Origin of the sequence: Desulfonatronum sp. SC1 (assembly GCF_003046795.1) — a bacterium.
Taxonomy (GTDB): Bacteria; Desulfobacterota; Desulfovibrionia; order Desulfovibrionales; family Desulfonatronaceae; genus Desulfonatronum.
The window spans coordinates 23,640-37,733 of record NZ_PZKN01000036.1; the positions used below are offsets into that span (position 1 = coordinate 23,640).

The 14,094-nt window shown below is 58.2% G+C and carries 11 protein-coding genes; 2 read left to right on the forward strand and 9 right to left on the reverse strand.

Annotated features, from left to right (window positions below; all coding sequences use genetic code 11):
• Positions 1-93: 93 nt before the first annotated feature.
• Both C6366_RS16000 and C6366_RS16005 read left to right on the forward strand, forming a co-directional pair.
• On the forward strand, positions 94-588 hold the full coding sequence (locus tag C6366_RS16000) for a nucleotidyltransferase domain-containing protein (protein WP_158269827.1): 495 nt from the start codon (positions 94-96) through the stop codon (positions 586-588).
• Positions 581-994 carry a DUF86 domain-containing protein gene (locus C6366_RS16005; protein WP_107739736.1) on the forward strand — a complete coding sequence of 138 codons (414 nt, stop codon included), beginning with the start codon at positions 581-583 and terminating at the stop codon, positions 992-994. The genes C6366_RS16000 and C6366_RS16005 overlap by 8 nt, the downstream gene beginning before the upstream one ends.
• Positions 995-1,092: 98 nt before the next feature.
• Here C6366_RS16005 and C6366_RS16010 read toward each other — a convergent pair whose 3' ends face one another.
• From C6366_RS16010 to C6366_RS16050, 9 genes are all read right to left on the reverse strand, one after another.
• Positions 1,093-3,207, reverse strand: a complete 2,115-nt coding sequence (locus C6366_RS16010; RefSeq protein WP_146164886.1) for a hypothetical protein — start codon at positions 3,205-3,207, stop codon at positions 1,093-1,095.
• Between the two features lie 426 nt (positions 3,208-3,633).
• On the reverse strand, positions 3,634-4,686 hold the full coding sequence (locus tag C6366_RS16015; protein WP_107739740.1) for a tetratricopeptide repeat protein: 1,053 nt from the start codon (positions 4,684-4,686) through the stop codon (positions 3,634-3,636).
• Entirely contained in the window at positions 4,676-6,103 is a 1,428-nt protein-coding gene (locus C6366_RS16020) for a S41 family peptidase (RefSeq protein ID WP_233248542.1), read from the reverse strand. The genes C6366_RS16015 and C6366_RS16020 overlap by 11 nt, the downstream gene beginning before the upstream one ends.
• A 5-nt stretch (positions 6,104-6,108) precedes the next feature.
• The gene (locus tag C6366_RS16025; RefSeq protein ID WP_107739744.1) at positions 6,109-6,648 is read right to left on the reverse strand and encodes a hypothetical protein; all 540 of its coding nucleotides are present in this window, start codon (positions 6,646-6,648) and stop codon (positions 6,109-6,111) included.
• On the reverse strand, positions 6,645-7,295 hold the full coding sequence (locus C6366_RS16030; protein ID WP_107739746.1) for a YMGG-like glycine zipper-containing protein: 651 nt from the start codon (positions 7,293-7,295) through the stop codon (positions 6,645-6,647). The genes C6366_RS16025 and C6366_RS16030 overlap by 4 nt, the downstream gene beginning before the upstream one ends.
• Positions 7,296-7,331: 36 nt before the next feature.
• The gene (locus C6366_RS16035; RefSeq protein ID WP_233248540.1) at positions 7,332-9,005 is read right to left on the reverse strand and encodes an SUMF1/EgtB/PvdO family nonheme iron enzyme; all 1,674 of its coding nucleotides are present in this window, start codon (positions 9,003-9,005) and stop codon (positions 7,332-7,334) included.
• Positions 8,995-10,863: an FtsX-like permease family protein gene (locus tag C6366_RS16040; protein ID WP_107739748.1), complete on the reverse strand. Its 1,869-nt coding sequence runs from the start codon at positions 10,861-10,863 to the stop codon at positions 8,995-8,997. Before C6366_RS16040 ends, C6366_RS16035 begins: the two co-directional genes overlap by 11 nt.
• Positions 10,860-11,600, reverse strand: coding sequence for an ABC transporter ATP-binding protein (locus C6366_RS16045; protein ID WP_107739750.1), 741 nt, complete (start codon positions 11,598-11,600; stop codon positions 10,860-10,862). The genes C6366_RS16040 and C6366_RS16045 overlap by 4 nt, the downstream gene beginning before the upstream one ends.
• 126 nt (positions 11,601-11,726) lie before the next feature.
• Positions 11,727-13,937 carry a vWA domain-containing protein gene (locus tag C6366_RS16050; RefSeq protein ID WP_199221543.1) on the reverse strand — a complete coding sequence of 737 codons (2,211 nt, stop codon included), beginning with the start codon at positions 13,935-13,937 and terminating at the stop codon, positions 11,727-11,729.
• Positions 13,938-14,094: the final 157 nt, after the last annotated feature.

A 14,094-nucleotide genomic window follows, 5' to 3' on the forward strand; every position in this document is an offset into this window, starting at 1 on the left:
TTTGCAGCCCCAGGGGCGAGCATTTTGATGACCGCCGGTGATTCGCAGTCGTAATAATCAAGCGTGTTTTATTTTGCTGAGATGGACCTCTCTATGCCCAAAGGAACTGACGCCGCGGTAACGGATCGCTCTGATTGCCAAAGCCGACAGCACAGCCTCCAGCAACCCAAATCGGAGGATCTGGTCGCGCTGCTTCAGCCCGTTCTTGCGCAGGAAAGCGAAATCATCGCGGCGTATCTTTTCGGGTCCGCCGCAAAGGGACACATGCGGGCCGGCAGCGACGTCGATGTCGCGATCGTCCTGGATGGCCACGGACCCAGGACGGATCGGAAGCGCCTGTTTGATCGGCTTCTGCCCGTGCTGTGTCGCGCTGTTCGCCATGACGTTCACCTGATCATTCTCAATGACGCCTCCTATCTACTCAGAGCCCAGGTCGTCCACGACGGTCGGCTGATCCACGTCGCGGACCCTGAAAAGCTGGCCTGGTTTCGGATGATCAGTACGGCCCTGTACGCGGAATTCTCTCCCATTCTGGAAATGACTCGCGCCGGGTTGCAACGAAAACTGCGGGAGCGTACCCGTGCCTAGGAACACCTTGTGGGCCAAGATATCTGCTCTGGAGTTTCATCAGGAGCGAATCAAGGAAAAGAGGAATGTCCCCTTGGAAACATTCCTCAAGGATCTGGATCGCCAGGAGAGCGTTTTGTTCAATCTGCAAATGGCCGTTCAGAACTGCATCGACATGGCGGCGTACATTGTCAGTGAACAACAGATGGGGCTGGCCGGTAGCACCAATGAACTGTTCTATCTCCTGGAGGAACGGGGTATTATCGATCCGGAGATGACGGAACGGATGGTCCGGGCGGTCGGTTTCCGCAATTTCCTCGTCCATGAATACGGCAAGATCGACCTTGAGATCGTCTTTCGCGCTGCGCATGAAAATCTGGACGACTTGATGCTTTTCTCCATAATCGTTGCCGAACGGTTCGGGTAGGTGTTTCAGTGCATACCTTTCCCGCCCTTGGCTTGAATTTCAGATTCAAGCCAAGGGGCATACATTAAGTGAGGTGCTCATGCAGCAGCCTGTTCATGTCACTCGAATATCATCTGAATAATCGGCATCACGTCCTTGCCGTTGGCGGTGATTTCTCCCTGGTTGTTGCCGTTGATTCGCAGTTTATGGCTTACGGTACCACTGTCATCCGTTTGTTCCTCCGCGGCAAGCTTGATGAAGGCCGCTACAGCATTGAGGTGTTTTGTGTCTTCCTCGCTGTCCATCAGGTTGGCAAGAGTTTCGACGAGAATGTCCAGGTTACTGACATCCAGGGTGGTTTCAATTTGCAAGACGGGCATGTCGCCGGTCAATGAACTTTCCGGCCCATCCACGGAAGCAAGGCCTTCGAGCCGGATTTGGCTGACCTGTGATGCCAGGTCCAGTTCCCTGAGTTCAAGCTTGGTGTCATGCTCCGCAAAGAGTTCCAGCAATAGCGGTGTGGCCTCTGGGCCAGCAAAGAAGCCTGTGACAAGAGCCTCAAGAATGGGAGCCCGTATCAGGCTGAGTCTCAAGGCCATCTTCTGAGGGGTTAAGCCTGGAGGAATGGCTTCCACTTCGCGAAGACCGGCATGGCTGTAGGTCAGGTTGATATCGGTAAGCGGCTTGTTCAGTCCTGAAAAACGCAGGCCAAAGGCCAGGTCGTCCAGGCCGGACAGGTCGAGGTCTTCATATTGTCCTTGCATGCCGGCAACCGAAAAATTGAAATGCAGGCCTTCCAGAAGGTTTTGAAAAGCCTTGAACGGATTGTCGTCGGCAAACAAGTCGAACTCCGCGAGCTGGGCCAGGGAACGCATGTTCAGTCCGCTCAGGGCGGATTCCAGGGAGAGGTTGGCGATGGTTAAATTTCCATCGTCCGTGATCACGTTGAGGTTTCCAACTTGGTAGCGTGAGATGAAATCTCTGCCTGATTCGTCGTCAGAGGTCGTTTTCATGTCGGACTGGATCTCCAAGCTGCCAAGTTGCAACAGCCGCAGATCGTCCATTTCCGGCACAATAAGATCTTTTAGCGACAGGTTGATGTTGGCATTGCCGGTCCCTTGCAACAACTCGTCGATCAGTGTTGCCAGATCTTCGGTATTAAGGGTGTCAGCCATTTCAATCAAGGCCAGGGGCAAAAGCACGAGGGTGTCGAAGTCGTAATCCGTCATTTTGGCGTTAACGCTCAAGGAACCGAGCTGCAAGGCCGCCCGGTTGTCAGCCTCCAGGAAGCGCAGATCAAGCAGATTCAACTGACCGTTGCTGTTCCATCGCTCATTCGCACCCTCTTGCATCGCGGTGGAGAAATGGAAATCATCCAAGGTCATTCGGCGTTGGGCACCCTCCTGGGCCGTGAGGGCGTCAGGCAAAAATTCTATCTGCTTGAACTGGAATTCTATCACTGATGGACCGTCCAGGACATCCGACCATATCCCGCTACATTGATGTTCAGCGTAACGGGCCAAGCCGATAGGCAGCTCGTACATATCATGCAGCCAGACTTCAGCGGGGAGATGCAACGCGAACCGCAAGTGCTGCTCATCCATGACCTCGTAGCGCAACCTGAGTATGTTTTCGCCTGACTCCCTATTTTCCAAGGTGTAGGCAACCAGGGGCAGGTCCATCTCAATGACGTCCTCGCTCTCCTGAATCGCAAGCGGACCGTCGGCCTTCAGCGGAAAATCCTTGGCAGAAGTCAATTCATGCCAAAACTCGTAAAGCTTCAGGGCGCGAGGGGATAAATCTCCAGGGGGGCCTGCCTCAACGGGGGACGGCTCGGCATCCATGGCGTCAGGGGTGACACCCGGAGTGGTTTCCGGGGTGCTTTCTGGGGTCACTTCCGTGGTTTCAAGCTGGACAAAAACCATGCTTTCCGAATCGACACTGAAGATGCCGATAAGATCAACCACACTCTCCCCGCCAGCCCCATCGCGCAAGGTGAACGACGCTCCTTCCTCCCCACGAATCAGATCGCCCTCGGAGATTTCCTGGCCTTCCAGAACAGGTTCCCAGGTCAGGTAGGCCCGGTCCTCCATGTAGGTCAGTAAGGACTGGAACCGCGCGGGGTCAATCTCCAGTTCCCCTGCTTCGGCTTGCTCAATATATTCGGCAAGCTGCTCACGGTTTGCGTTGAGCAGGTCAACACCGAGCGAGCGCACTTCCAGAGCCAGTGTCATGAATTCTTCAGGCAATTTTCCAAAGGCCCGTAAAGCACGAGGAGTGATTCTGCTCTCTGCTTCCAGTTTCAGAAGTTCAGGAGGGCCGGAAGAGCGTTCAAATGCCCCCTGTTTCGAGACGATCTCGAAGGTGCTGGCAAAAATACTGCCAGGACACGCAAGCAGAAAAAATGCAAAAAGAGTGAAAGTAATTCTTAAATACATAAAATTCCTCCAGGAAATAGCGTGTGTTAGATTTTTAACGAAATAAAAGCAGTGATCATTTTACTCTGATCATGGTAAAATATACTTCTGAAAAAATTCTTCCGCTATATCTTTATCCAGCGAATGAATTTTTGATAGATCTCGTTGGCCTTGTTTATGTCTTCAGGCAGATAAAAGGAAATATCAATTATAGCGACATGCAAAATTATCTAATCTGAACAACTAATTCAAAATCTCATGGATAATTATTCCATTTCCCATAAACATAATTTTACCGACATGCCCTCGAACACTAACATTGCAACCATAAAAATCAGAACAGTTTTTTAGTAAAAAAGCCTTGCCATCTCTTGACAAGTTAGAAATATCTGCATATACAGGATTCATGTCATAGTCTAGGCTTGGATTAGACAGAGTAACTGTATCCATCATGTAATACAACTTGACATAGACTTCAATCATATTTTGATTCATTCTTTCTATGTCAAGTTTCAAGTCGTCAATGTTAAGAGTAATGTATTTGCTACGTTGATTTTCAATTATTTTTTCCAATGCGCTCTGTGCATCCGCATGTCCCTGGTCAGCGGCCATTTGATACCAGCGTACAGCCTCTGCTTGATTCTCGGCGACGCCGCGGCCATAGGCGTACATGAAACCGATTTCATTTTGTGCACCAACATGGCCCTGATCAGCGGCAAAACTAAATTCTCTCAATGCGGTCTCATAATCAGCCCGTTTATATGCCCTCAGCCCACTTTCAAAATGCGCAGACGCAAGTTCAAATGGTGCGGGAAGAGTGTCCTGCAATTGATGATCATCGTCTGGACTAATCTGCTTAGTCTCTTCAGATGAACTTTGCTCAAAATAATTACCCTCTAACATGAAAATGGCCAGCTCGCGCAGAGCAGTGCGCTGTTCCGGCGTAAACGTCTGCTCCGATCCATCCTGGCGCAGCCAGGAGAGAATCGTGGCCGCGTCGGCACCCAGCAGGTCATGGCCTTGTCGGCGCATTTCAAAGATCAAGGGTTTGAAACGGTCCGGCAAGGCCCCCCAGCCCATCAGGGCGCGTACCGTGAGCCTGCCTTCATCGTCCAGCCGGGACAACTCGTCCTGAGGTGGGGTCTGCGTGGCAAACACGGTCTGAACATCCATGCAGCCGATCACCACGACACCGGCAAAAATGACCCAGGTCAATCGATTCAGCCGCTGCATCCAGCTTTGCCTTTTCCCGCTCTTAAAAGGATTTCCATGTGGTCCAACCGATTTACGGATCATCCCATTGCCTCTCCCTTATATAGGTGAACAAGGACTGCAGATCCCCTGCGTGTTCAGCCAGCGGCGCATCATCGTTGCCAGTCGCAAGAGCGGCCCAGGTACCAACCTGCTCCACGTTGGCTCCGAGAAGATCCAGATCCATGGCCAGCAGGTCCAGAGCCAATCGCACATAGCGCGTCGGCAGGCGATTCCAAGCCCGCAGGGCGCGTACGGTCAACCGGCCCTCCTGCTCCAGTTGGCGGAGAGGATGGCCAAGCTCAGGGTCGGAAATGGGCGGGGCTGAAGGGCTGGAGATGGGCCGCACCGCTTCAAGCCCCCTGGCCGCCAGGCTGGCCAGATCGTACAGTTCCTGGTCCGACACCAGGACATCCGGTATCAGCCCCTGCTCCGGACAGGGCGCATCGCCGGGGAAGAGCACGTTGCCGTTGGTCAACCGGAGAATCCAGCCCTCGCTGAGGCGGATATCGGTTTGCGTGGTGCACTTGCCGTAGGTGTTTCGCCCAACCAGGATCGCCAGACCGTGGTGGCGCAGGATGCCGGCAAAGGCTTCCGCAGCGCTGGCCGTGTCCGGTCCCACCAGCAGTACCAGCGGGCCGCTGAACTTTTGCCCCGCAGGTGAGCGGTGACGTTGCTCCGGACGCCCCGGGACCCGCAATCCGCCTAAATCCGAGCCTTCCGGGACAAACAGGGCCGCCGCGTCCAGAGCCTCATGGAGGTCGCCGCCGGTGGATTCCCGCAGATCCAGAACCAATGGGCGATGTTGCGGGCCGATGTATTCGATGCTGGTGCGCAGCGACGTTCTGGTCAGGCCAGTACTGAAGGCCCGAAGGCGAAGCACGACCTGTACGTCGCGGTGCAGCAGTTCCACGCTCAACGGGCGAAAGGCTTCCCGGCGGATGCGGACCCGCAATGGCTGGTCCGTACTGAGCGGAACCACGGTCAGTTCCACTCGGCTGCCCGTGGTCCCCCGCAACAGTCGAGCAACCTCGTCGAGGCTCATGCCCTGCACGTCCTCACTGTCCACCGCCACCAACCTGGCTCGTTCCCCTACTCCCGCCCGTTCCAGAGCGCCCCCCTGGTACGGGGAGAGCAGAAACGAGCCGTCCCGAATGAACAGTTCCGCGCCGATTCCGGCCCTGCCCGTCTCCGGGTGCGCAAGAGGCGGCGATGCGTCCGGGGTAAAGAGCCTGGCATGTTCATCCAGCCGATTCAGCATGTCCCGTACATTGTTCACGTTCATGTCCCACAACAATCCCTCATCCGGGGGAACAGGCAGGTGGGTGCGCAAGGCTTGGCGGATTTCCTCCAGTGGCGGCATTTCAGCGGCGTTCAGAAACGACGGCCGTATTAATCCGAACACCACAACCAGCGCTCCCGCCCAGAACCAGGCAAGATGCTTCCCATGCTCGTGGAACATGGTGCTCAACGTGCCAGCTCCAGGGACAGTTCCAGGAGCAGGTCGTACTCCTTCCGCAAGGCCTCGCGCTGCTTTACCAGTTGCTGTAAGCGCAAATCGGGATCCGTTTCGCCGGAGCCGTCACCTTCAAGGGCGTCCAGGGCGGACTGTTGCTGGCGAGTGTTCCGTTGCAGGTCGGCGATGCGCTGTTTGAGTTGCGCGACCTGAGCTTCTGACGATGCGTCCAGTGACTCCAATTCCGCCAGTTCGGCCAGGAGCACCTCGGAGTTTGTCTCCAGCTCCTGAACGGCTTCCCGCTCCCAAAGGATGATTTCTTCCAGGGATTGCTTAGTGGCTTGAAGCTCGGCTTCCTCGGTTTGCATTTCCTGTTGCAGGGCTCGCAGCCGTTCTAGGCTTTGTTCTCGTTCCTGGACGCGCTGTTCATAGCTGCCAGATGCCAAGCCTTGAATGCCGCCGAAAAAGCCGCCAGTTCGAGGATCAGGTGAGGCCGCGCACCCAGTGACACACAACGCTACTGCAGCGATGAAAAATGGAGACCACCTCATATCGAAAGCCTCTCGTCAATGCCGGCAAGCTGCACGCTGCCTTCCCGGAGCGATTCCAGGTTGGCCTGAAGCGCCAGAACTTCCTTTTCCAGTTCTGCGATATAGGGATCGTCCTTCGGCGCTTCCTTGCGCTCCTCCTGGAGAATCGCTGTTTGCACCTCAAGTTCTTTGACCAGCTCCTGTTCGAGAGCCGCTGTGCGCTGCATCCGATTATTCAATTCCGATCGCTTTTCCGCCATCCGCACCTGTTGCGCTTCCTGCTCGGTGTAGTCAGCCCGTAGAATTTCGGCCTCTTCGGAAAGTTGGGCGATGTCTTTGCGTAATTGCTCGTTGTAGTTCCGTGCAGTGGCATTGAATTCGGCGACGCGCTTGGCCTCGGCGTCCAGAAAATCCTCCCGACTGGCATATTGGGTCTTGCGCTCGGCTACCACATGCCCGGCCAAAGCTCCGGTCGCGGCGCCGATGGCGGCCCCGATCAGGGCTCCCCTCCCATCTCCAACCACATATCCAAGGACAGCGCCCAATCCCGCACCAACGGCAGCTCCTCCGCCAACCGTTTGTTGTCGGTCAGTCGTCATGCAGCCGGCAAGCGCCAAAAACGCCGACAAAACCAATGTCAAACAGGTTCTGGCCAATGTTGTGCTCATGTTGCAAACCTCTATGTGGTTATAAGATTGATGATATCAATTGTCCGCAAACCCCGCGAACCGCTCCCGATACGCCGTCAGCCATGGTTCCGGCTCGGCCCGTCGATTCTCCGCGAATTCGGCCACATGTCCGGCGATCAATTCCAGGACTGCCTGTTCCCGGGCCGAAGGATTCTGTTCGGCCAGGGTTTGTAGGGCCTGTTTGCTGTACTCTTCCTCGTACTCGCCCACCTGGGCGACCTTGTCCTGATATCCTCGCAACTGCTCCTGAATATTCGTTTCCAGCTCGCTGATGGAGTTGTCCACCGCGGCCAACTGCTCCTGATAGCGGGAGGACATTTCCACGAGCTGCAGGGCTCTCTCTCGTGCCTGTTGCAGCCGCTCCAGCCGGGACAAGTAAACACTGATGTTCACGCCGTTGCGGGCTGCGTCCTGGGTCAGGCTGCGGGCGGTTTCGCGTTGGGCCTGGTCCAGTCGCTCCCTGGCCCTGTCCATGTAAACCTGAACGGACTGCAGCGGTTCACGCAGGTGAGGGTTTTGCTCCATGAGCTGTTCCAGGATCGGTTCCACCGTGCCCAGTTGCACGGCGGCCTGGGCCACCAGGTTGTCCAGGGTCCGGCCCACCGGCATCACCCGCCGGGCCTCGGCCTTGTATTGCTCGTACTCCCGCTCCAGCCGGTTGCGGATCTCGGTGTTCACCACCACGTTGGAGCCAATGGCCAGCCGGGCTCCGGTATTGTAGGAGCGGCGAAGCTCCATACTGTTCTGGTCCCGGTTCCAGGCGTAGACGTCCAGCTCCTCCCGATAGGACGAGCGCACCGTTCCCGGAGGCGTTGATACGCTACCTCCCCGCACGGCCACGCCGCCGGGTTTGCCCTGCCAAATTTCCGGGCGAAATAACCCAGAAGTCATTTCCTGGACATTCCCGAACAGGTCGTAAAACCCTAGGCTGGTAGGTTGGCGCAGGCCGATGGGCCGGGTCTGGTGTCTGGCATTGTCCAGGTGCCAGGCCATTTCGTTGAGCTGGCGCTGGGCAAAGGGCAGCCGGTCAGTGAACGTGCCCGCTTCCAGGGCAGGCAGTCCGCCTCGGGCCGTGAATTCCCATTCCTCTTCCGTGGGCAGACGAAAAAAACCCGGTACACCGTCGATCTGCGGCATGTTTGCCCGGCGTTGGGGGTGTTCGGGGTCGAACAGCCACTGGTTGTAGCGCTGGATAAACGCTAGTACGTCGTGATAACCGACAAAGGCCAGGGGGTTCATCAGGGCTTCCTGCCTGACCCGGCCTTCAAGCTGGGGGATTTTCTGGTCTTCGGAATCCCCGCTTGCGGCCAGCAGTCCGTCCAGGCCCATGACTGCCGCGAACTGGCCCTTGGTCAGCTCGTACTTGGCCAGATAAATCAGGCCGTGCCCGCCCTCCCGAGGAAAGGAAGGGCTGATCTGGGTACGCTGCAAGCCCTCGAAGATACCGCCCGAAGCGTCCCCGATCTGGATGACCTGCTCCTGGCTGCCCCAGAATCCGCTGCCCGGCACGGCCACGGCCCGGAAGACCATCAAGGCGTCCTCCGGCATGGGCAGGATCAGATCGTTTTCCGGGTCCGGCCTGGGGTTGTAGGGCCCGGCCTGGGCCAGGCAGACCCTTGGCGTGGTGCCGAAGAACACCACCAGGGCGAGGAGTGCGACCAAAAGAGTCAAGTGGGATCTAATTGTCACGAATCACCTCCGCGGGATCGATGCGCGTGGCCCGCCAGGCCGCGACCAGGGAACTGGTCAGGGCGAGCGACGCGGTGAGGATGATGGCCGTCAGAACGTACGTTTCCGGCAAGGTGCAAAATTTTTCCCCAGGGGCCAGTTCGCCGGCAAAGGTTTGATTAATGGCCCGGGCCAGGGCCAGGTAGCCGCCGAACCCGGCCAGCAGGCCCAGGGCGGCCAGCAACAGACCCTGGACCACGGGGAAGAAAAAGACATGGCGTCGGGACAGGCCCACCAGACGCAGCAGCCCCAGATCCCGGCGCAGGCGCTCCACCGCGGCGTAGAGGCTGGAGAGCAGCACCGCGGCCCCGCCGCTGACGCTGAGCAGGGCAATGAGCAGGAACAGCCGGCTCAAGCCCGCGTCCAGAACGCGAATCCGCTCAATGCTCTCCACCTGGGCAATGGTCGGGATGCCCTCGGCCTGCAAGCGGCGATACAGTTCCGGGACGTCGTCGATGCTTCGGGTGTACAGGCGAAACCCGCGATAGCCCCCCCGGGCCATGCTGAAACGCTGCTCTTCGGCGTCATGCAGTACAGCGCGGTACTGGGCGGTCCGCAAAACACCCAGAAGCTCCACCGGGATCACAAGCTGCCCCAGCAGCGTCGAACCGACCTCCTGCAGCGTGAAGGACAGCGGGCGAACCCCGGAGAACTCGAATTCCAAATCTTGCACCATGCCCTGTGCCGCCAGCCCCTGCAGCAGGCGTTGCCCACGTCCGGCCTCCGGCGTGAATCCGCCCCAGGGCAGGTTGTCCAAACCCAGCCACCTTGCCTGCGCCGGAGTCAGGGACAAGCCCAATGGCTGTATTTCCTGACCGGCCTGGTTGCGCAGCGTCACCCCCTGGGCAAACGGCAGGACCACGCGGTCCCGGCCCCGAAGTTTCTGCTCCAGGGCTCGGATGTTGGCCGGAGTGACCACGCCGCCCGGGGTGGACACCACATAGGCCTCCCACTCCGGAGGAGGGAAGATGCCGACGCGCTCCAGAACGCCGTCGCTGGTCAGGTTGTCGATATGGGCAAAGCCGGTATTGATCACCAGCCCGGAGCGGCTGATGGGATCAAGAGCCGTGGGAAAAAGCAGCACAATGCCGTCGTAGCTCAGAAACGGTTCCGGCGTATCCCCGGACCAGCCGCGTCGAGGCGCGCCATACCCTTCCTTGAAGGCCTCCACGTCCAGGACAAAGGACAGCGGTGCATAGATCCGGGGCAGTGATCCAGCCCTGGGCTCCAGCACCCCGGCAATCCGCAGCCGGGCTTCGCCGGTTTCGCCGCGTCCGGCCCGGGTGCGGGTCACACGAACGTCCAGGTCGTCACCAAGACCAAGCCCAAGCCGCCGGGCCGCCTCCGCCGTGAGCACGCATTCGCCGTCTTCGGGAATGGCCGCGCCGTTTTCCAGCAGCAGGGGATCACCCGGTGCCGTGGGGATCAGATCGTAAATATGCATGTTGCCGCTTTGGGGATGCACGACATGCAGGACCGAGGACAGCGGCAGGATCGTCGGCGTAAGAAAGGCGATTTCCGGCCACTGCCCAACCCGCTCAAACCAGGCCTCGTCGTATTCCGAGGTCTGGGCCGGGCGGATTTCCCGGTAAACCGGGTCTTCCACCAGCCGGTCGCGCAACGTGGCGATGGTCCCGTGCTTGAGTCCCAGCAGGACCAGCAAGGGGGCGATCACCGCGGCCAGGGCAATGACCAGGCAGGCGGTCAGCACCCAGTCATGGCGCAGATGCCGGGCCGCCAGTCCGGGGATGACCAGGACCGGACGCACGGAACGAGTCGATCGGGGCGAGCGTCCCTTGGCAGGCTCGTCGGTCGTCATACGGCCTCCAGGCAGCGGGAATGGATTTCCTGGTCCGAAACCTGCTCCAATTCGAAAACAAACCGGGCGTCCACGTTCGCCACCAGATCCATATCATGGGTGACCACGACCACCGCGGTGCGGTTTTCCCGTGCCAGGGCATGCAACTCATCCATGATCAACCGGGCCCGGGGCTTGTCCACCGCGGCCGTGGGCTCGTCGGCCAGGACCAGGGCCGGGTCGTGGGCCAAGGCCCGGATAATGGCCACCCGCTGCCGCTGACCAATGGACAGGGAGTCCGGATACCGGTCCAGACACTGGGCCACTCCCAAGCGATCGGCCAGGGCCTCCACCCGCTCCATGTTCCCGCCCTGGCCATGAAGGCGCAAGGGCAGCGTAACATTCTCCCGGATCGTCAGGAAGGACAGCAAGCCGCCAGTCTGAAGCACGTAGCCGAAATAATGCCGACGCAAGCCCGCCAGGTACGTTTCATCGCCCCGTTCCCACAATCTCCGCACATCCACGACAGCCCCGGCCGGGTCAGGCTGGATCGCGAACCGCCCAACGCTGGTCGGTCGCATGACCAGGGCCAACATATCCAAAAGCGTACTCTTCCCACACCCGCTATCCCCCACCACGGCCACGATCTCTCCCGGATGCACGGCAAAATCCGGCACGGAAAGCTGAAAAACGCTCCCCGCTTGTTCGCGACGTTTGACGGCGGTTTGCAGCAAGAGCAGGGGGTGATTGTCTGGCATGGTGAGAGCCCAATAATTGTGTGTTGTCGGTAATCCCAATGAAATTCGGCAATACGGCTCAGGGGTGACCAGCATAATGCTGGCCAACCCTGGGCCTTATGTATGATGTCTCGTTAATACATAATCCTATGGCAAATAATCCAAATGCAACGGATAGATCATATCGGTGTCCGCATCCGTTTCATTGAGTCGGAACCAGGCGTCCACCTGCTCATTGATGGTCCGGTACTGTTCCAGTTTGGCCAGGATGTTCCATTCCAGTTGGGCGCGCTGTTCCGCGGTCATGCTGGCGAACATCTCGTCGGTCAGGGACAGGATGTCGCTGCGGTAGGGCAGGGAGCTGATGAACGCGGGCAACAGTCCGGTATCCGCCAGGGTGGCGGCCTGACCGATGTCTTCCGGCCGCTTCATGGTCTGTCCGGCCACGTTTTGCAGGGACTCGAAGAACTGAACCTGCGTCACCTCGGCCCGCATCAGGGCCTGCACCACGCTGTCCAGGGCCTGTGCCAGACTGCTCAACTGATCCCTGGTCACCAGCACGCGCACTTCCAGGGAACGGTCGGTGGTGTAAACCAGATCCCGGTCCACAACCCAGGCCACGATGTCTTTGGGTGGATTCGCTGACTTGCCGATATATTCCACCAAGGCGGCTTCCCAGACCTTGGCCACAGCCTCGCGACCCTGCTGCTCTACGTCTGAAACCGCTGGGGCAGGGGGTTCTTGAGCCGCCTGAGTTCCACCAGCCTGCCCAATCACTGCTGAAAGATTGTCATTGATGCTGCCCACAATTGAGTCCACCAGTTTCTGGTACTCCGCTTCCTCGAAGGCACTGACCTCCGTGAAGGCTGACTGCTCGCTTCCCCGGACCTGGGACAGCTTCATGAACTGAGGGATGGCGATGGGGTGATCTTCCACTGCTCGGGGATCTTGCAGGTGAATGGACAGGATATGCACCTGGGCGTCGTCGGCTTCACGGCGCAGATCGACTTCGTCCTTGCCCAGGGTGTTTTGCGGATGGCCCTTGGGATGAGAACTGGCGTCCCCGATCAGGATCATGAAACGCAGTGCGCCTTCGCGCCAGTTGGAGCGAATGGCGGTATCCACTCCGGCGAAAACCTCTTCCGCGTAGTCCAGGCTCCCCACTTCCGTGGCCACGAACTCGGTATCCAGCAACCGAATCAGCTCCCCGCCGTCCACAAGTTGCGGGGTGAAGTTCCGGGAGATGTATTCAATCAGGGGAATGGTTTTCGTGCAGTCCCGAAAACCGACCAGGCCGAACCGAAACCGCTCCGCGCTGTCCTCGGTAAAGGTGCTGACCATTTTGGTCACGGCTTCCTTGGTCATGTCGATGAACGGCTGCATGCTCCGGGTAGTGTCAATGGTGAACACGATGTCCACCTTCAAGTCCTCGATGCTGGCCCCGGCTGTCTCCCCGCGCTCAGTCTGCGCCTGCTCGCGATACTCCGTGTCGGCCAAGGTATCCGCCCCACGGGCACCTGGCACCGCCGCCGCCAATTGCAGCAACCGCACGTCGTCACCCATGATCTGGGTCTGCTCAAACTGCAGGATCGGCAGGATGTAGAACTGCTGGGTGATGTCCACGAACCGCTTGGGCTCCATACTAACGATCTCGTCAGGAGTATCTCCGGTGGCGATCTTTTTGTAGAACTCCCGTGCCTGATCCGCCCTGTCAAAGGAATCAATCAAGCCTTGAAGCGTACTCAGGTCGCGGAACATAAGCACGGGATTACGCCCTTCCAGCAACCCGCCTGGGTGGGTATAGGACACCACCAGGGCCTGCCGCCACTCCATGACATCCTGGGCCTGCATCCAGCCGGACGGCGCATCCTTGGTCGGCCCCACCTGGTACCAGCCCTTGGGCTCGGCGGGGTTGCTCAGGTCCACGTTCTGCCGGGCAAACACGTACAGCGGATGAAACGCCGGTACGTTGGCAGAAGCGATGGCCGCTGAATCAGCTTTGGTCTGGCTATAGATATGCGCAAACGGCCGCGGCAACACACGCAACGGCAACTGTGTCTCGTTCTCAAGACACACGCCGTTTCCAGGGCAAGACACATCCCAGATCACATCCTGGGCCACGGTCTGCCCCCCAACCGGAACCGCCGCAGAGGCTGGAGCAGATTCCGGAGCCGGGGCATGCCCAACATCGCCCTCCAAGGCGTCCAGGCTAGACGGTACGTGGCCGTGAGTGCCTTCGAGTTCGGAGAGTTGGGCGAAGGTTGGGGCGTTCAGGGCCAGGGTCAGTAGAAAAAAGATGGAAAAGAGAAGAATGAAAATCGGTGATTTTTGCATCCATGGTGCAGGAAAAAAAGACATAAGTCCTCCTATTGGAATGTTAAAAGTTGTCACTAGTGTCCCAACGTTTTTCATTAATCAATGCTTAAGACTCTGTAAAATATGACTTTTTATTCTTTTTTGGCTGTTACCGATTTGAACATCCAGCAGCTAGTACCTTATACCTCTTGCAACATTT